This window comes from Pseudomonas sp. LFS074, assembly GCF_047978165.1.
GTDB lineage: Bacteria > Pseudomonadota > Gammaproteobacteria > Pseudomonadales > Pseudomonadaceae > Aquipseudomonas > Aquipseudomonas putida_P.
Genome location: NZ_JBFPFV010000002.1, coordinates 1,205,661 through 1,222,140, shown reverse-complemented (window position 1 = coordinate 1,222,140; position 16,480 = coordinate 1,205,661). Strand labels below are relative to the sequence as shown.

The window sequence follows — 16,480 nt, the reverse complement described above, 5'->3', positions numbered from 1 at the left end:
AGCTTAGCAGGCCAGCGGCTCTTGAATAAGAGCAATTTGCAATTACCTGGGTGAAAGGGATGTGAAATGCCAGCATTTTCATGTGCCTGTTCGCGGTCCGGTTGGCCGCGAACAGGCCATCAGCAAAAAAGGCGACCCGAAGGCCGCCTCTTTCAGTACCGCTACAGCAGGATCAGAATTCGTGATCCGCAGTGTCCGGGTTCAGGTTGGCGATGCCCAGCTTGCCTGCAGCCTGCTCGATCGAACCGGTCTGCTTGACCAGGGCGGCGATGGCGTCACGCACGATCTGGTTGCCGGCCGCGTTGTCGGCAGCGATCAGCTGGTCGTAGTGCTCGCCTTTGAGGGCGTGGTCGACGATTACCTGAATCTTGGCTTCGGTGGCCTCCAGGTCGGCCTTGAGGGCTGCATCGGTAGCCGGGTCGACCTTGGCGACCAACGACGACAGGCTTGGGCCGCTTACCTTGGTGCCGTCCGGGCGGGTGTACTCGCCCAGGTAGACGTTGCGGATGCCCTTGGCGTCGTAGAAGTGCGAGTAGTGGGTGTTGTCGCTGAAGCAGTCCTGCTCGTCTTCCGGCGAGTTGGCTTCCAGCGAAACCTTCATGCGCTCGCCAGCCAGTTCGCCCAGCGACAGGCTGCCCATGCCGAACAGCATCTTGCGCAGGCCGTCGTTGACAGGCTCGGCTTCCAGCTTGGCGCGGTAGTTGTCGGCGACGTTCGGTGCCCAGTTGCCGACCATCTCTTCGAGGTCGCTGACCAGCAGGTCGGTAACCGCTTTCAGGTAGGCACGACGGCGGTCGTTGTGGCCACCGGTAGCGCCCTGGCCTTCCAGGTAGTCGGATGCCGGGCGGTTGCCAGCGCCTGGGCCGGTGCCGTTCAGGTCCTGGCCCCAGAGCAGGAACTCGATGGCGTGGTAGCCGGTGGCGACGTTGGCCTCGGAGCCTGCCAGCTCGTTCAGGCTGGCCAGTTTCTCGGGGGTAATGTCCTTGACGTCGACCTTCTCTTCGCCCACCTGAATCTCGGTGTTGGCGATGATGTTGGCGCCAGCGGCCGGGTTGCCCAGGGCGTGCTCGTAGCTCTTGTCGACGTAGTCGATCAGGCCTTCGTCCAGGGGCCAGGCGTTCACCTGGCCTTCCCAGTCGTCGATGATGGTGTTGCCGAAGCGGAAGGCTTCACTTTGCAGGTACGGTACCCGCGCGGCGAACCAGGCTTCCTTGGCGGCCTTCAGGGTTTCGTCGTTGGGCTTGGCCAGGAACGCGTCGATGGCGGTCTGCAGCGTCTTGGCGGTGCTCAGCGAGTCGCTGTACACGGCGTAGACCATTTCGGTGTAATGCTTGACCACGGCTTTGCCGGCGGCTTCGTCGACGGCCCCTGGCGCAGCAGCGGTGGTGCTGGCGGCAGCAGGTGCCTGGGCTTGCGGCGCGGCGGCTTTTTCGTCCTTGCCTTCGCCGCAACCGGCGAGGGCGATGGCAATGGCCAGCAGACTGGCGGAGGCCAGAGGCATTCGAATCATTATTGGTTTTCCTGCGTCGTGTGGTTGGACCAAGGGGTGGACCGTGCGCCGTGGCACGCGAAACCGCAACATCATGCGAAAGATTTGCATTTGCTGTAAAGGGGCGGGCACGCAATTCATGTAAATCCCGGTCACAGCCTGTAACCGGGCAGGTGGGCTCAGAACATCGAAACCTGGTTGCGTTGCGCCTGCTTGAGGAAGTGGGTCAGCTCGCGGGCCGACAGCGGCTTGCTGTAGTGGTAACCCTGGCCCTCGTGGCAACCCTGGGCAACGATGTAGGTTTCTTGCTCGGCGGTTTCCACGCCTTCGGCGATTACCTGCATGCCCAGGCTCTTGCCCAGCTGGATGATGGCGCGAACGATGGTGGCGTCGTCATCGTCGTCGAGCAGGTCCTGGACGAAGCTCTTGTCGATCTTGATCTTGTCCAGCGGCAGCGACTTCAGGTAACTGAGCGATGAGTAGCCGGTGCCGAAGTCATCGATGGCAATCAGCGCCCCGGAGCGGCGCAGGCTCAGCAGGTGCTGGGCGGCGGTGCTGATGTCTTCCATCAGGCCGGTTTCGGTGACCTCCAGCTCCAGGCTGCGCGGCGGCAGGCGATAGGCCTGCAGCAGGTTGTTGACCACCCGTGGCAGCTCGCTGTGGTGCAACTGCACGGTGGACAGGTTGACTGCCATGCGCAGGTCGCTGAAGCCCTGGTCGTGCCATTCGCGTAATTGCCGGCAAGCCTGGTCCAGCACCCACTCGCCGATGCTGATGATGCTGCCGTTCTGCTCGGCCAGGGGGATGAACTGGTCGGGTGGCACCATGCCCAGCTCCGGGTGCTGCCAACGCAACAGCGCCTCTACGCCGACCACGCGGTGGTCGCGGTAGCTGATCTGTGGCTGATACACCAGGTACAGCTGGTTGCGCGGCAAGGCTTCACGCAGGTCCTTTTCCAGCTCGCGGCGGCGGCGCATCTCGCTGTCGACGCTGGCGATGTAGAACTGGTAGCGGTTGCGCGAACGGGCCTTGGCCAGGGTCATGGTCTGTTCGGCTTTCTGCAGCAGTTTCTCGGTGCTGTCGCCGTCTTCGGGGAACAGGGTGATGCCGATGGTGGCGCGCAGGCGGATCTGCTCGTGGTCGAGGTCGAACGGCACTTCCAGGTCGTCGAGGATGCTTTGCGCCAGTTCGGCCGCTTCGTAGGGTTGCTCGATATTGGCCTGCACCAGGGCGAACTGGTCGCCGCCCAACCGCGCCAGCGCGCCCAGGCGGCCGCTGTGGGCCCGCAGGCGGTCGGCCAGGGCCAGCAGCAGCTGGTCACCGACCTGGTAGCTGAATTGCTCGTTGATGCCCTTGAAATCGTCCAGACCCACGCACAGTACCGCCACGCGATGCTGCAGGCGGCCGCCGTCGACAAGAATCTTGTCCAGTTGCTGCTGCAATTGCTGGCGGTTGGGCAGGCCGGTGAGGAAGTCGTACTGGGCCATGCGCTGCAGGCTGTTTTCCGCCTCGTGGCGCAGGTGGGTGTTGCGCTCGATCGAGGCCAGCAACTGGTTGGCGGTGTTCACCCACAGGCCCAGCTCGTTCTTCTCGTGGCCTTTGAGCAGCGGTAGCTGGTGCTGGCTGGGGCGGTCGGGGTTGATCTGGGTGAGGTGCTCGATGATCTTCGACAGCGGTTTGGTCAGCAGCCAGTGGTACACCAGATACAGCACCAGGCCCATGGCCAGGGCCCGCAGCACGCCGGAAATGAAGATGATCACCGCGTTGATCAGGAAGTCTTCACCGTAGGACGAGGTGTCCAGGGTAATGCTGAGGTCGCCGTAGTATTCGCTGTATGGGCCGCGGCCAACCAGTTGCGTGGTATAGGTGCGTTCCTGGCCGAGGATCAGGTCGGTGAGCCAGCGCATGGACATGTCCTGCAATGGACGTGACTTTTCTGCCAGCATGGTTTCGTTGGGGTGGCCAATGGAGGCCATGCGCACCGATTCGTCCTGGAACAGGCCTTCCATCACCTGCATGCCCATTTCGCGGTCGAGGCTGTACACCGCCTGGGTCGAAGGGTCACGGAACATGTCGAGGATGCGCTGGGCATCATTGTTCACGGCCTGGCGGGTCTTGTAGGTGTCGTAGACGATTTGCGCACAGCTGAGCACGACGCCGACCGCCAGCGCCGACAGCAGCACGACCCTGAGCAACTTGACCGACAAGCTGTTCCGCAATTCCAGCTTCAATGGGGTTTCCTTAATCCATGCGCATGGCATCATTTTGCCATCAACGATGACGATACACTATCGGCCGATCATGAGCAGTGTATCGGTTGCCTGACCCCGCAACTTGAGTGCGCTGTATCAATCTTCCAGAGGTTTGATGTTAGCGCGCTATGCGGGCTGAGCAAGCAAAACCGTGCGTGCCTCTGTGGCTGCGGGTTTACCCGTGAAGGGGGCCGGCACAGGCATAAAAAAACCCGGCACAAGGCCGGGTCTTTTCATTCAGGGCTGAAGACTCAGGCCTTGAAGGTCTTGCCTTCGAACTGCTCGGCAACGAAGGCCCAGTTGACCAGGTTCCAGAACGCCTCGACGTACTTCGGACGCAGGTTGCGGTAGTCGATGTAGTAGGCGTGTTCCCAGACGTCGCAGGTCAGCAGCGGGGTATCGCCGCTGGTCAGCGGGCAGCCGGCGCCGATGGTGCTGGCCAGGGCCAGGGAACCGTCAGCTTTCTTCACCAGCCAGCCCCAGCCGGAACCGAAGGTGCCAACCGAAGTCTTGGTGAATTCTTCCTTGAACTTGTCGAAGGAACCGAAAGCGGCGTTGATGGCGTCTGCCAGGGCACCGGTCGGCTGGCCACCGGCGTTAGGGGCCAGGCAGTTCCAGTAGAAGGTGTGGTTCCAGACCTGAGCGGCGTTGTTGAAGATGCCGCCCGAAGAGGTCTTGACGATCTCTTCCAGGGTCTTGCCTTCGAATTCGGTGCCTGGGACCAGGTTGTTCAGGTTCACGACATAGGTGTTGTGGTGCTTGTCGTGGTGAAACTCCAGGGTTTCCTTGGAGATGTGCGGCTGCAGGGCATCGTGGGCGTACGGCAGCGGCGGCAATTCAAAAGCCATGGTGGATCTCCTGATTCAGGTCTAGTTCGCGGTTTGCGCAGGGCCGATCACGGGCGGCCCTATGAGCGTCGGCGAGTTTGTACTCTTTGCGACGCAAGGGGTCGATCATAGCACCAGCCCCGGCGCATAACCACGCAACAAACATAGGGAATAGAGGTTCCAGAGCGGTTGGCGGTCGCCGACCAGTGGTGGTCGTTTTCAGGCCAGCAGGTGTGTGCCGGGCCTTGCAGGCCTGCGATCAGTTGAAGATCAACTGCGCTGCCACCGCGAACATCATCACCGCCACCATCAGGTCGAGCATGCGCCAGGTCGCCGGCCTTGCCAGCCATGGGGCCAGCCAGGCCGCGCCGATCGCCAGGGTCGAAAACCACAGCAGCGAGGCGCTGGCGGCGCCGGCCACGTAGGCGCCGGGGGCGGTCTGCTGGGCGCCCAGCGAGCCGATCAGCAACACCGTGTCGAGGTACACGTGCGGGTTTAGCAGGGTCACCGCCAGGGCGCTGAGCAGCACGGCACGGCGTGAGCGGGCGCCCTGGCCTTGCTGGTGCTGCAGGCTCTGCTTGGAGCAGGCGCTGCGCAGGGCCTTGGCGCCGTACCAGATCAGAAACACCGCGCCGCCCCAGCGTGCGACCGCCAGCAAGGTCGGGTTGTGCGCCAGCACGGTGGCCAGGCCGAACACCCCGGCTGCCACCAGGAGGGCATCACAGACGATGCACAGTGCCGCCACCGGCAGGTGATGCTCACGGCGCAGGCTTTGGGCAAGTACGAAGGCGTTCTGCGCGCCGATGGCCATGATCAGGCCGAAGGCCACCAGCATGCCGTTGAGGTAGCTTTGCCACATGGCTGGGCTCTCCAAAAAGGTCGTAAAAGATGCTGGTTATTGTGAGGATCGGCACTGTATAAGAAAAACAAATAAAGCTGATCCGTCATTAGGAAAATCGATGTTCGACTACAAGCTCCTGGCCGCCCTCGCGGCGGTGATCGAACAAGGTGGTTTCGAGCGTGCGGCGCAAATACTGGGCTTGTCGCAATCGGCCATCTCCCAGCGCATCAAGCTGCTCGAAGCGCGGGTTGGGCAGCCGGTGCTGGTGCGTGCCACGCCACCCAGCCCGACCGAAGTCGGCCGCCAGTTGCTCAACCACGTGCAGCAGGTGCGCCTGCTTGAACGTGACTTGCAGCGCCAGGTGCCGGCGCTGGATGAAGAGGGCATGCCGGAGCGCCTGCGCATCGCCCTCAACGCCGATAGCCTGGCCACCTGGTGGGCCGGTGCGGTGGGCAATTTCTGTGCGCAACAGAACGTGCTGACCGACCTGGTGGTAGAAGACCAGGAGGTGGGCCTGAAACGCATGCGTGCTGGCGAAGTGGCGGCCTGCCTGTGTGGCAGTGAACGCCCGGTAGCCGGCGCACGCAGCCTGCTACTGGGGGCCATGCGTTACCGGGCGTTGGCCAGCCCCGGGTTCATGGCGCGGCATTTCCCCCACGGCTTCGTCGCCAGCCGCCTGGCCCGCACCCCGGCGATCGTGTACGGCCCGGATGATTTCCTGCAGCATCGCTACCTGGCATCGCTGGGCATCGAGGACGGCTTCCTGCACCACCTGTGCCCGTCATCCGAAGGCTTCCTGCGCATGACCGAAGCCGGGTTGGGGTGGGGCCTGGTGCCAGAACTGCAGGCCCAGGAGCAGCTGGCCAACGGGCAATTGGTGGAAATCTGCCGCGATACCCCTATCGATGTGCCGCTGTACTGGCATCATTGGCGCAATGGCGGGCAATTGCTCGCGCAACTGACCGACCACCTGCGGCACACCGCACGGCATTGGCTGGTGCCCTTGTAGCCACGGCTGGCGTCAGTTGCATCTGAAATCTGGCAAGACGGAGTGTTACATGCGAATTCTGGTCACCGGCGCGAGTGGCTTCATTGGTGGGCGCTTTGCGCGCTTCGCCCTGGAGCAGGGCCTGGACGTGCGCGTCAGCGGCCGCCGTGCCGAAGGGGTGGAGCACCTGGTCAAGCGCGGCGCCCAGTTCATCCCCGGTGACCTGGGCGATGCCGAGTTGGCCCGGCGTTTGTGCCAGGGCGTCGAGGCGGTGGTGCACTGTGCAGGCGCGGTGGGCAACTGGGGGCGTTATCAGGACTTCTACCAGGGTAACGTGGTGGTTACCGAGAATGTGGTCGAGGGCTGCCTGAAAGAGCATGTACGGCGCCTGGTTCATCTGTCCTCGCCGTCGATCTATTTCAATGGCCGTTCACGCCTGGACATCCGTGAAGACCAGGTGCCGCGCCGCTTCCACGACCACTATGGGCAAACCAAACACCTGGCCGAGCAGAAAGTGTTCGGTGCCCAGGAGTTCGGCCTCGAAGTATTGGCGCTGCGCCCGCGCTTCGTCACCGGCGCCGGTGATGCCAGCATTTTCCCGCGGCTGATGCAGATGCAGCGCAAAGGCCGTGTGGCGATCATCGGCAATGGCCTGAACAAGGTCGATTTCACCAGTGTGCACAACCTCAACGAGGCGCTGCTCAGTGCGCTGTTCGCTGATGAACGGGCGCTGGGCCAGGCTTACAACATCAGCAACGGGCAGCCGCTGCCGCTGTGGGACGTGGTCAACTACGTGATGCGCCAGATGCAGTTGCCACAGGTTACCCGCTACCGTTCCTACGGCCTGGCCTACAGCTTCGCCGCGCTGAACGAGGCGGCTTGCATGCTGTGGCCAGGGCGCCCGCAACCGACCTTGTCGCGCCTGGGCATGCAGGTGATGAGCCGTGATTTCACCCTGGATATCAGCCGCGCCCGGCAGTACCTGGACTACCAGCCCAAGGTCAGCCTGTGGACGGCGCTGGATGAATTCTGTGGCTGGTGGAAGCACTTGCCGCCGGGGCATTGAAGCCGCCCGGCGGACAATGGTCATCAACGCGCCGCGCTGGCGGTTTATACTCGTGCCTCTTTGCGACTACCGCGGTTGAATGTATCCATGCGTAACCATGCTCACGATGACTACGATGACGTGCCTACCTTGCGGGCGGGCACGGTTGATGATGACGAACTGATGCCGGCGCACGTGGTGCGCAGCCGCCAGAAGGCCGCCCGTGGGGCCAGCACGGCGCCGTTGTGGGCGTTGTTGTGCGCCTCGTTTATCGCGTTGGCGGGCTTGGGCTGGTGGAGCTTTCAGCAGATCTCGCTGATGGAGCAGCAACTGGTGGCGACCCAGGAGAGCTTTGCCCGCATCAGTGAAGAAGCGGCCGGGCGCCTGCAGGCGATCAGTGGCAAGGTGGAGGCCAGCGAATCCGGTGTGACTACCAGCAGCGAGGCGCTGAAGCTGCAGTTGCGTCAGCTGCAGCAGGGCGTGGCCGGGCAGACCGGTGATCTGGGCAAGCGCCTGGAGCAGGTGCTGGCCGATACCCGTGCACAGCAGAAAGCGGTGACTGAGCTGCAAGGCCAGTTGCAGGCGCAGTTGAAGTTGGTGAATGGTGAGCTGGCGGCGCTGCGTTCGGGGCAGGTTGATGGTGGCAAGCTGGATACCCAGTTCAAGGGTTTGAACGAGCAGGTTGCCGCGCTGAAGGCTGCGCAGGTGGATGGCGGCAAGCTGGACGTGCAACTCAAGAGCCTGGGTAGCGATGTGGCTGCCTTGAAGAAACAAGGCAACCCGAGTGCTGCTATCCAGAGCCTGGAGCAGGACATGTTGGTGCTCAAGAGCCAGATCGATAATCGTCCGGCTGCTTCGTCGGCAGGCGGTGCTTCGGTGCAGGAGTTCGATGCGTTCCGGGCGCAGATGACCCGCAACCTGAATACCTTGCAGAGCCAGATCCAGAACCTGCAGCAGCAGATCAACTCCCGTCCGTAACATGGCAGGGGAGGGCCTTGCCCTCCTTTCGCGGCACAAGGCCGCAAAGCGGCCCCGGCGAAATCAGTTACAACCGCGGATAATCGATATACCCCACCGGCCCCTTGCTATAGAAAGTGTCCGGCCGGGCGTCATTCAACGGCGCATCCGCCGCCAGCCGCGCCGGCAGGTCGGGGTTGGCGATGAACGGCACGCCGAACGCCACCGCATCGGCCTTGCCACTGGCCAGGGCCGCATTGGCACTGGCTTTGTCAAACCGCTCGTTGACGATGTACGGGCCGCCGAACGCTTCTTTGATCAGTTGGCCAATGCTGTCGTCGGCTTCCCGTTCCCGCGAGCAGATGAAGGCGATGCCGCGCTTGCCCAGCTCGCGCGCCACATAAGTGAAGGTTTCGGCGCGGTCGGCGTCGCCCATGTCGTGGGCGTCGGCACGCGGCGCCAGGTGCACGCCCACGCGGTTCGCGCCCCACACTTCAATGGCCGCATCGGTCACTTCCAGCAGCAGGCGCGCGCGGTTTTCCAGTGAGCCGCCGTAACGGTCGGTGCGCTGGTTGGTGCTGCTTTGCAGGAACTGGTCGAGCAGGTAACCGTTGGCACCGTGGATCTCCACACCATCGAAGCCGGCCGCCTTGGCATTTTCCGCGCCGCTGCGGTAGGCCTCGACGATGTCAGTGATTTCTTCGGTTTCCAGCGCACGCGGGGTGGGGTAGTCACTCAGTGGGCGTACCAGGCTGACATGGCCCTTGGCCTGGATCGCGCTGGGAGCCACCGGCAGTTCGCCATTCAGGTAGCTGGGGTGGGAGATGCGGCCCACGTGCCACAGCTGCAGGAAGATACGCCCGCCTGCGCCGTGTACGGCCTTGGTCACATTGTTCCAGCCACGAACTTGTTCATCGTTCCAGATACCGGGGGTATCCGGGTAGCCGACCCCCATGGCGCTGACCGAGGTCGCCTCGCTGAGAATCAGCCCGGCACTGGCACGCTGTACGTAGTACTCGGCCATCAGCGCATTGGGCACGCGCCCTTCATCGGCGCGGCAGCGGGTGAGCGGGGCCATGATGATGCGGTTGGGCAGTTGCAGGTCGCCCAGGGTGATCGGATCGAAAAGCGTGGTCATAGCGGTTACCTGCCTTGTCAAAGTGCTTGGCGCAGTTGTTCGAGGAACGCCTGGATGGTGTCTTCGTCGCGTTTGAAGAAGTGCCATTGGCCAATCTTCTGGCTGCTGATGAGCCCGGCGCGCTGCAAGGTGGCCAGGTGGGCAGAGACGGTCGACTGCGACAGGCCGCAGCGTTGGTCGATCTGCCCGGCGCACACACCGTTTTCGGTGCTGTGGTACTGGTCGGGAAACTGGGTTGCCGGGTCTTTCAGCCAGCTGAGGATTTCTCGCCTGACCGGATGGGCCAGCGCTTTTATGATTTCGTCGAGATCGAGTGGCATGGTTGAGGCTCGTTGTAGCGGCATATCGCGATACGGCGAAATGTAAATCGCTGAATTCCGATATACAAATACGAAGGTGTTCTGAGCTGAGCACGAATCGGTATATCGCGTTATAACGATATACGCGCTGGCGGTGCTAGACTGCGTGCATGAATTACCTCGCACACTTGCACCTGGGCGGCCCGGCGCCGCAACAACTGCTTGGCAGCCTGTATGGCGACTTTGTCAAAGGCTCGCTGGAAGGGCGCTTTCCGCCTGCGCTGGAGGCGGCCATTCGGCTGCATCGGCATATCGACAGCTACACCGATCGGCACCCGTTGGTATTGGCGGCGCTGGCGCGTTTTCCGCGTGAGCGGCGGCGCTTTGCCGGCATTGTCCTGGATGTGTTCTTCGACCATTGCCTGGCGCGACATTGGCGTGATTATGCCGAGCAGCCACTGGCACAGTTCACTGGGGCGTTTTACCGGGTGCTGCTGGCAGAGCCACAACTGCCGGGGCGGCTGGCGCGGATTGCACCGTTCATGGCGGCGGATGACTGGCTGGGGGCCTATGGTGATTTCGCCACATTGGAGCAGGTGTTCAATGGCATTGCTCGGCGCCTGTCACGCCCTGAAGGGATGTCCGGGGTGATGGGCGAGCTGGAGCGGCTGTATGAGCCATTGCTGGCGGACTTCAGGGCGTTTTATCCGCAGTTGCAGGCCTTTGCGGCGGCGGGGCGGTTGTCTGACAGTTAGTTCTGTTTCGGCCTCTTCGCGGGCACGCCCGCGAAGAGGCCGGTAGCGATAGTGCGAAAAATCAGGCAGCCCGTGCCTGCCGCCGTGGCGCCAGCTCAACTTCTTCAACCCCGAACAACGCCAAATGGATCGCCTGCTGTGCCTGCAACGCCAGCACCGCACGTTCCTTGCCCACACTACCAATCGGCTGCAGCAGGTGAATGCACACCTCGGCCCGCGGTTGTGCAAACAAGCGCATCAGGTGCGATACCAGGTCGTCATCACCGATGAACGGCGCAATCGGATCGATCTGGCCATCGCGCAAATACTGGATAGCCACCGGCTGCACCGCCACACCTCGGTCGATGGCTCCGGCCAGCAGGCGGCCATGGAAGGTGCGCAAGGTGCGACCGTTGGTCGTGGTGCCTTCGGGGAAGATCAGCAGCGGTCGAGCCAGGCCCAACTGCCCGGCGATCTGTTCGCGCAGGCGCTGGCTGTCGCCACCGCCCCGACGAATGAAAAGCGTGCCGGCTTTTTCCGCCAGCCAGCCGGCCACCGGCCAGTGGCGCACTTCGGCCTTGGACAGAAACGACAGCGGCATCAGCATGCCCAGCAGAGGGATGTCGGCCCAGGACACATGGTTGCTGACCCACAGCATCGGCCGCTGCGGCAGCTCGCCGATGACTTTTACGTCGAAGGGCAGGGCAGCGACCAAGCGCTTCATGAACAGGCAGGTCCAGCGTTGACGGCGCTCGATCGGCGTCTTGAAGCCCAGTCGCTCGCTCAAGGCAATCATGCTGGCCATCAGCATGCCCAGCGCCAGTACCAGCAGCAGTCGAGTCAGGCGGGCCAACACCCGCAACTTCGGCATCAGACCGCCGCCTTGAAGTGGCGAGCGTAGCGTGGGCACAGTTCGTCGCGCTTGAGCAGGATGAACACGTCAGCCACCTGGAAGTCCTCGTCCCAGCATGGCTCGCCGCAAATCTTCGCGCCCAGGCGCATGTAGGCTTTGAGCAGCGGTGGCATTTCGGCAATGACGTTAGTGGGCAGGGCCAGCTTCGGCAGCGGGTTTTTCGGCTCGGCACGCAGGTGCTCGGTGCACAGGTAACGGTCACGCAGGCGCTGCATCACCGCATGGGCCTGCACGCCGCCGTCCTGCATGGGGATGCTGGCGCAGCCCATCAGGTAGCTGTAGCGACCCTCGTTGAGCACCTCGGCCAGTTCGCCCCAGAGCACGGCGATGGTGCCGCCGTTGCGGTAGTCGGGGGCCACGCAGGTACGGCCCAGTTCAAGGATCGGGCCTTGCAGTTGCAACAGGCCGTGCAGGCTGAATTCTTCTTCGCTGTAGAAACGGCCCAGGCTGCTGGCGGCCTGGTGGTCGAGCAGGCGGGTGGTGGCAACCAGTTCGCCGGTGCTCAGGTCGCGCACACCAATGTGGCGGCAGTGCACGTCGTAGTCGTCCATGTCCAGGCCCTGCTCGGCACCTTTGAGCTTGGCCTTGAATTCTGCGCTGAACACTTTGTAGCGCAGGGCCTGGGCTTCTTGCAGCGCCGCGGCGCCAACCAGGCGTTCGGCTTGCAGACGGCGTTCAGTGCTGTTGTCGCTAGCGTGAGCGATCCGAGTCATTGCGAGTCTCCATAAGCCAGCCATGAAGGGTTGCGGCCGGTCGGCTTTGTTGTGCAAAGTCAGCCTAGGTAGACGTGGTGTCACCCCTGTGAATCTTTGGTGATGCTTGCGTGACACCCCCTGAGCCTTCCCCGAAAGCCCCCAGCAAGGAGCTGTGCCATGGCCTGGTTGCAACGACTCAACGACCCGCTTCGCCACGCGCTGGCAGGCACCCTGGGCGAAACCTACGCCGGGCTGCTCGAGCGCCTCGGACCGGTTGCCCCGTTCGAACTCGCGGCACTGGGCGGGCGCGCGATGGCCACCCCTGGCCTGGCCTTTCTGGTGGGTTACCAGGCCGCTCTGCGGGTGCTTTGGCCCAGTGCGCCGCCCAGCCTTGGCGCCTTGTGTGCCACCGAGCGGCGCAGTGTGCGGCCAGCGGACATGCACACGCGGCTGGACGGCTTGCGGCTGACGGGCAGCAAGGACTTCGTTACCGCAGGCCTGGAGGCGGAGTGGTTGCTGGTGGCGGCGCGTAGCGAAGCGGCTGGCGCGGCGCCGCAACTGAACCTGGCGGTGGTTTATCCCGGTGAGCCGGGGGTGAAGCTGGAGCCACTGCCGACCCTGCCGCTGATGCCGGAAGTGGGCCATGGCCGATTGCTGCTGGAGCAGGCCGCGTGCGAGTTGCTGGCCGGTGACGGCTGGGATGCCTACGTGAAGCCGTTTCGCTCGCTGGAAGACTTGTATGTGCTCACGGCACTGACGGCCTGGTTGTATGGCGTGGGGCAGGAGAGCGCCTGGCCACAGGACTTGCGCCTGCAACTGCTGGGGTTGCTGGCAGGGTGTGCCGAGGGCAGCCGGCAGTGTGCTGACAGCACGGGTTGCCATTTGCTGCTGGGTGGGTTGTTCGCGCAGTTTCAGGCGTTGCGAGGGGCGATCGACGCGGCCTTGGCAGCAGGGCCGGTGCATTGGGCGCAAATCTGGCAGCGTGACCAAGGGGTGATGGCGTTGGCTGCGGCGGCGCGGGAGAAACGGTTGAACAAAGCTTGGGCGGCTGCCGGATTGTCATGAATGGCTGATAGCTTTGGGTGAACTTCTGAATCCTGGGGCCGCGTTGCTGCCCCAACATAAGTGAGCCTGTATGGGGATGCTGAAAGGTCTGCTGCTGCTTTTGTGCATGGCCATGGCGCCCGCCTGGGCTGAAGAGTGGCCTGACCCGGAGTGGCAAAGCGACCCTGCCGCATTCGATTGGCAAGCCGTCGACGCCTACGCCTTCCCCGAACGCGCCCCCTCCGAGCGTAGTGGCATCCGCACCGACGCCTTGCTGATCATCCGCGACGGCCGTATCGTCCACGAGCGCTACACCGCGCCCACCACTGCCGCCACCGCGCACCTGACCTGGTCGGTGAGCAAAAGCGTACTGGCCACGCTACTGGGGGTGGCCCAGGGCGAAGGCCGCTTTCAGCTGCAAGACGCGGTCAGCCGCTTCTATCCACCCATGCGCGCGCATCCGGGCGTGCGTATGGCCGACCTGCTGCACTGGGCCAGTGGCCTTGCCTGGCAGGAAGACTACGAGTACGCCCCGCTGAAATCCTCAGTGGTGGCCATGTTGTATACCCGTGGTCGTGCGGACATGGCGGCCTACACGGCCGCGCGGGGTACGTCGGCCAGCCCTGGGCAGCGATTTCTCTATTCCAGTGGCGACAGCAACCTGCTGGCCGCCGCGCTGCGCGGCATGCTCGATGCGGGCCAGTACCCGGATTACCCCTGGCAGGCACTGTTCACTCCGCTGGGTATCGACAGTGCGGTGTGGGAGCGTGACCGGGCAGGCACTTACGTGGGCTCTTCCTATCTGTACCTCAGTACCCGCGACCTGGCGCGTATCGGCCTGCTGATGCAGCGCGACGGCCGCTGGCAGGGCCGGCAACTGCTGCCCAAGGCCTGGATAGCCTTCAACCGCACACCGTTTGCCCAAGCCGAAGTGCTGAGCGGCGAGGCCAACCCTGGTGGGCACTGGTGGCTCAACCAGCCGCTGACCGACGCCCAACGGCCTTGGCCGAGTGCCCCCGCAGCTACCTTCGCCGCCCTTGGCCACTGGGGCCAGGCGCTGTACGTGCTACCGGAGCAAAAATTGGTGATCGTGCGTTACGCCGATGACCGCGACGGCAGCTATCAGCACGACGAACTGCTGAAGCGGGTGCTGGCGGCATTGGCCGGGGCGGGAGCATGAAGCGGTTAGCGCTGCTGGTGCTGGCGGGGCTGTTGTACTGGGCTTGGCAAGAGCGCCAGGCGCTGGCGGATTTCCCCGACATTCTCTCGGCCTACTCGGCCAAGGAATATTGTTCGTGCCGCTTTGTCATGGGCTTCGATCAGGCGTATTGCCGCGGTTACGTGAAGCAATGGCTGCCGCTGACCCTGCTGGAAGAAAACAGCTGGCAGCGCCAAGTGACCGCAGAGGGTCTGGGGCGGCGCAACCAGGCCGCTTGGCAAGGCGCGCGCGAGGGCTGCCGCTTGCTGCCATGAAGGCAGGCGGGTAAGGTTGGCGGCTTGGTTTCACGAGATCTGTCATGTTCAAGCTGCCCCGTCTGTTACCCGCCTTGCTGCTGGCTTTGTGCCTGCCCGCCCATGCCAATTGGCACCTTGATGGCGAGTCTTCACGCCTGTCGTTCATTACCGGCAAGAACGGCGACACCGCCGAAGTGCATCGCTTTCTGGTGTTGCACGGTACGGTCGACCGCAAGGGTGTGGCGGGGTTGAGCATCGAGATGGACTCGGTGAGCAGCGGCATCCCGCTGCGTGACGAGCAGATGCGCGACAACCTGTTCGAGGTCGAGCGATTCGCCGAGGCCACAGTGAAGGCGCAGATCGACCTGCGGCCGATCAATGACCTGGCCGACGGTGCGCAGATCGAGTTGCGCCTGCCGCTAACGGTTACCCTGCATGGCCAGTCGCACAGCTACAACGCCCTGCTACTGGCCACCCGCCTGGATGCGCGGCGCTTCCAGGTTGTAACCCTCGAGCCGCTGCTGCTGCGTGCCGAGGATTTCGGCTTGCTGCCTGGGCTGGAAAGCCTGCGCAAGTTTGCCAAGTTGAAGTCCATCAACCCATCGGTGCCGGTGAGTGCGGTGCTGATTTTCACCGCTCGCTGACATGGCGGGGCCAGTCTTCCCCTGGCGGGATGGCAACCAGTTCGAATTGCTGATCGACGGCCCCGCGTTCTTTCCACGCATGCTCAATGCGATCGAGCACGCGGAGTTTCAGGTGGACCTGGAACTGTACCTGGTCGAGGCCGGCGCCTGTGCCGAGGCGGTGGTCGAAGCGCTGGAGCAGGCCGCCCGGCGCGGCGTGCGGGTGCGTTGCCTGTTTGACGACTACGGCTCATTGGCTTTCAACAGCGCGCTGCGCCAACGCCTGTCGGACGCCGGCGTGTACCTGCGCTGGTACAACCGCCTGCGCTGGAAGCGTGGCCTGCGCAACCTGTATCGCGACCACCGCAAACTGCTGCTGGTGGACGAGCGTTGGGCAGTGGTGGGGGGCACGGGCGTTACCGACGAATTCTGGACGCCGGGCGAAGCGACCAGCGAATGGCACGAAGTGATGGTGCAGATGCAGGGGCCAGTGGTGAACGACTGGCAGTTGCTGTTCGATCGCCAGTGGCACGCCAACAACCGCCGCACCGCCTGGCGCCCTGCCGAGGGCTTTGGCCTGCCGCGCCTGCCCAAGGTGCCCGCACAAGGGCAAGGCATGGGCCGGGTCGCTTATGCCGACGCCCGCCAGCACCAGGACATCCTGCATGCGCTGGTGAGGGCGCTGAACAGCGGCAAGCAACGGGTGTGGCTGGCCACACCGTACTTCCTGCCGACCTGGAGCGTGCGCCGCTCGTTGCGCCGGGCCGCCAGCAAGGGGCTGGACGTGCGCCTGCTGCTGACCGGCCCCCGCACCGACCATCCCTCGGTGCGCTACGCCGGGCATCGCTACTACCCACGCCTGCTGCGCGCCGGGGTGCGGATTTTCGAGTACCAGCCGTGCTTCCTGCACCTGAAAATGGCGGTGGTGGACGACTGGGTCAGCGTCGGTTCGTGCAACTTCGACCACTGGAACCTGCGCTTCAACCTTGAAGCCAACATCGAGGCGCTGGACCCATCGTTGACGGCGGCGGTGGTGGCCAGCTTCGAGCGCGATTTTGCCCAATGCGAGGAAGTCGACCTTGCCCATTGGCATGCGCGCCCTTTGTGGCGCAGGGTGAAACAACGGATCTGGGGCTGGCTCGATCGGTTGGTGGTCAACTTCCTCGACCGTCGGGACTGA

Annotated in this window: 17 protein-coding genes; 9 read left to right on the top strand and 8 right to left on the bottom strand. The window is 63.7% G+C overall.

The window, feature by feature from the left end; all coding sequences use genetic code 11:
* Positions 1-172: 172 nt before the first annotated feature.
* The 4 genes from ACNQP3_RS23795 to ACNQP3_RS23780 all read right to left on the bottom strand — a co-directional run bounded on the left by ACNQP3_RS23795 (position 173) and on the right by ACNQP3_RS23780 (position 5,427).
* The gene (locus tag ACNQP3_RS23795) at positions 173-1,510 is read right to left on the bottom strand and encodes an imelysin family protein (protein ID WP_012274025.1); all 1,338 of its coding nucleotides are present in this window, start codon (positions 1,508-1,510) and stop codon (positions 173-175) included.
* Between the two features lie 158 nt (positions 1,511-1,668).
* On the bottom strand, positions 1,669-3,720 hold the full coding sequence (locus ACNQP3_RS23790; protein ID WP_060494282.1) for a putative bifunctional diguanylate cyclase/phosphodiesterase: 2,052 nt from the start codon (positions 3,718-3,720) through the stop codon (positions 1,669-1,671).
* 272 nt (positions 3,721-3,992) lie between these two features.
* Positions 3,993-4,589, bottom strand: a complete 597-nt coding sequence (locus ACNQP3_RS23785; protein WP_012274023.1) for a superoxide dismutase — start codon at positions 4,587-4,589, stop codon at positions 3,993-3,995.
* 238 nt (positions 4,590-4,827) lie between these two features.
* The gene (locus ACNQP3_RS23780; protein WP_012274022.1) at positions 4,828-5,427 is read right to left on the bottom strand and encodes a LysE/ArgO family amino acid transporter; all 600 of its coding nucleotides are present in this window, start codon (positions 5,425-5,427) and stop codon (positions 4,828-4,830) included.
* Between the two features lie 100 nt (positions 5,428-5,527).
* On the opposite strand from ACNQP3_RS23780, the gene ACNQP3_RS23775 reads away from it, so the two are divergent.
* From ACNQP3_RS23775 to ACNQP3_RS23765, 3 genes are all read left to right on the top strand, one after another.
* On the top strand, positions 5,528-6,418 hold the full coding sequence (locus ACNQP3_RS23775) for a LysR family transcriptional regulator ArgP (RefSeq protein WP_060514013.1): 891 nt from the start codon (positions 5,528-5,530) through the stop codon (positions 6,416-6,418).
* 49 nt (positions 6,419-6,467) lie between these two features.
* Complete coding sequence (locus ACNQP3_RS23770) at positions 6,468-7,463, top strand: NAD-dependent epimerase/dehydratase family protein (RefSeq protein WP_060494280.1); 996 nt, start codon at positions 6,468-6,470, stop codon at positions 7,461-7,463.
* Positions 7,464-7,550: 87 nt separating this feature from the next.
* Positions 7,551-8,420, top strand: coding sequence for a hypothetical protein (locus ACNQP3_RS23765; RefSeq protein WP_012274019.1), 870 nt, complete (start codon positions 7,551-7,553; stop codon positions 8,418-8,420).
* A gap of 67 nt (positions 8,421-8,487) precedes the next feature.
* Here the strand turns inward: ACNQP3_RS23765 and ACNQP3_RS23760 are convergent, their stop codons facing one another.
* Positions 8,488-9,537: an alkene reductase gene (locus tag ACNQP3_RS23760; protein WP_012274018.1), complete on the bottom strand. Its 1,050-nt coding sequence runs from the start codon at positions 9,535-9,537 to the stop codon at positions 8,488-8,490.
* 17 nt (positions 9,538-9,554) lie between these two features.
* Entirely contained in the window at positions 9,555-9,857 is a 303-nt protein-coding gene (locus ACNQP3_RS23755) for an ArsR/SmtB family transcription factor (RefSeq protein ID WP_012274017.1), read from the bottom strand.
* Positions 9,858-10,006: 149 nt separating this feature from the next.
* Between ACNQP3_RS23755 and ACNQP3_RS23750 the strand changes: the two genes are divergently transcribed.
* Complete coding sequence (locus ACNQP3_RS23750) at positions 10,007-10,591, top strand: ACP phosphodiesterase (protein WP_012274016.1); 585 nt, start codon at positions 10,007-10,009, stop codon at positions 10,589-10,591.
* 61 nt (positions 10,592-10,652) lie between these two features.
* Here the strand turns inward: ACNQP3_RS23750 and ACNQP3_RS23745 are convergent, their stop codons facing one another.
* Both ACNQP3_RS23745 and olsB read right to left on the bottom strand, forming a co-directional pair.
* Positions 10,653-11,441, bottom strand: coding sequence for a lysophospholipid acyltransferase family protein (locus ACNQP3_RS23745; RefSeq protein WP_179027350.1), 789 nt, complete (start codon positions 11,439-11,441; stop codon positions 10,653-10,655).
* The gene (olsB, locus tag ACNQP3_RS23740) at positions 11,441-12,196 is read right to left on the bottom strand and encodes an L-ornithine N(alpha)-acyltransferase (RefSeq protein ID WP_012274014.1); all 756 of its coding nucleotides are present in this window, start codon (positions 12,194-12,196) and stop codon (positions 11,441-11,443) included. Before olsB ends, ACNQP3_RS23745 begins: the two co-directional genes overlap by 1 nt.
* A 159-nt stretch (positions 12,197-12,355) precedes the next feature.
* Here olsB and ACNQP3_RS23735 point away from each other — a divergent pair, with 159 nt between their 5' ends.
* From ACNQP3_RS23735 to ACNQP3_RS23715, 5 genes are all read left to right on the top strand, one after another.
* Positions 12,356-13,243 carry a hypothetical protein gene (locus ACNQP3_RS23735; protein ID WP_012274013.1) on the top strand — a complete coding sequence of 296 codons (888 nt, stop codon included), beginning with the start codon at positions 12,356-12,358 and terminating at the stop codon, positions 13,241-13,243.
* A 76-nt stretch (positions 13,244-13,319) separates the two neighbouring features.
* Positions 13,320-14,402 carry a serine hydrolase domain-containing protein gene (locus ACNQP3_RS23730; protein ID WP_069942758.1) on the top strand — a complete coding sequence of 361 codons (1,083 nt, stop codon included), beginning with the start codon at positions 13,320-13,322 and terminating at the stop codon, positions 14,400-14,402.
* Entirely contained in the window at positions 14,399-14,695 is a 297-nt protein-coding gene (locus tag ACNQP3_RS23725) for a hypothetical protein (RefSeq protein ID WP_060494279.1), read from the top strand. Before ACNQP3_RS23730 ends, ACNQP3_RS23725 begins: the two co-directional genes overlap by 4 nt.
* 44 nt (positions 14,696-14,739) lie before the next feature.
* On the top strand, positions 14,740-15,321 hold the full coding sequence (locus tag ACNQP3_RS23720) for a YceI family protein (protein ID WP_012274010.1): 582 nt from the start codon (positions 14,740-14,742) through the stop codon (positions 15,319-15,321).
* Position 15,322: 1 nt separating this feature from the next.
* Positions 15,323-16,480, top strand: coding sequence for a phospholipase D-like domain-containing protein (locus tag ACNQP3_RS23715; protein ID WP_012274009.1), 1,158 nt, complete (start codon positions 15,323-15,325; stop codon positions 16,478-16,480).

Coding starts and splice junctions, on each gene's coding strand:
- ACNQP3_RS23715 (WP_012274009.1), top strand. CDS start 15,323: ATGGCGGGGCCAGTCTTCCCCTGGCGGGATGGCAACCAGTTCGAATTG.
- ACNQP3_RS23730 (WP_069942758.1), top strand. CDS start 13,320: ATGCTGAAAGGTCTGCTGCTGCTTTTGTGCATGGCCATGGCGCCCGCC.
- ACNQP3_RS23775 (WP_060514013.1), top strand. CDS start 5,528: ATGTTCGACTACAAGCTCCTGGCCGCCCTCGCGGCGGTGATCGAACAA.
- ACNQP3_RS23780 (WP_012274022.1), bottom strand. CDS start 5,427: ATGTGGCAAAGCTACCTCAACGGCATGCTGGTGGCCTTCGGCCTGATC.
- ACNQP3_RS23725 (WP_060494279.1), top strand. CDS start 14,399: ATGAAGCGGTTAGCGCTGCTGGTGCTGGCGGGGCTGTTGTACTGGGCT.
- ACNQP3_RS23765 (WP_012274019.1), top strand. CDS start 7,551: ATGCGTAACCATGCTCACGATGACTACGATGACGTGCCTACCTTGCGG.
- ACNQP3_RS23795 (WP_012274025.1), bottom strand. CDS start 1,510: ATGATTCGAATGCCTCTGGCCTCCGCCAGTCTGCTGGCCATTGCCATC.
- ACNQP3_RS23745 (WP_179027350.1), bottom strand. CDS start 11,441: ATGCCGAAGTTGCGGGTGTTGGCCCGCCTGACTCGACTGCTGCTGGTA.
- olsB (WP_012274014.1), bottom strand. CDS start 12,196: ATGACTCGGATCGCTCACGCTAGCGACAACAGCACTGAACGCCGTCTG.
- ACNQP3_RS23760 (WP_012274018.1), bottom strand. CDS start 9,537: ATGACCACGCTTTTCGATCCGATCACCCTGGGCGACCTGCAACTGCCC.
- ACNQP3_RS23750 (WP_012274016.1), top strand. CDS start 10,007: ATGAATTACCTCGCACACTTGCACCTGGGCGGCCCGGCGCCGCAACAA.
- ACNQP3_RS23720 (WP_012274010.1), top strand. CDS start 14,740: ATGTTCAAGCTGCCCCGTCTGTTACCCGCCTTGCTGCTGGCTTTGTGC.
- ACNQP3_RS23770 (WP_060494280.1), top strand. CDS start 6,468: ATGCGAATTCTGGTCACCGGCGCGAGTGGCTTCATTGGTGGGCGCTTT.
- ACNQP3_RS23735 (WP_012274013.1), top strand. CDS start 12,356: ATGGCCTGGTTGCAACGACTCAACGACCCGCTTCGCCACGCGCTGGCA.
- ACNQP3_RS23785 (WP_012274023.1), bottom strand. CDS start 4,589: ATGGCTTTTGAATTGCCGCCGCTGCCGTACGCCCACGATGCCCTGCAG.
- ACNQP3_RS23755 (WP_012274017.1), bottom strand. CDS start 9,857: ATGCCACTCGATCTCGACGAAATCATAAAAGCGCTGGCCCATCCGGTC.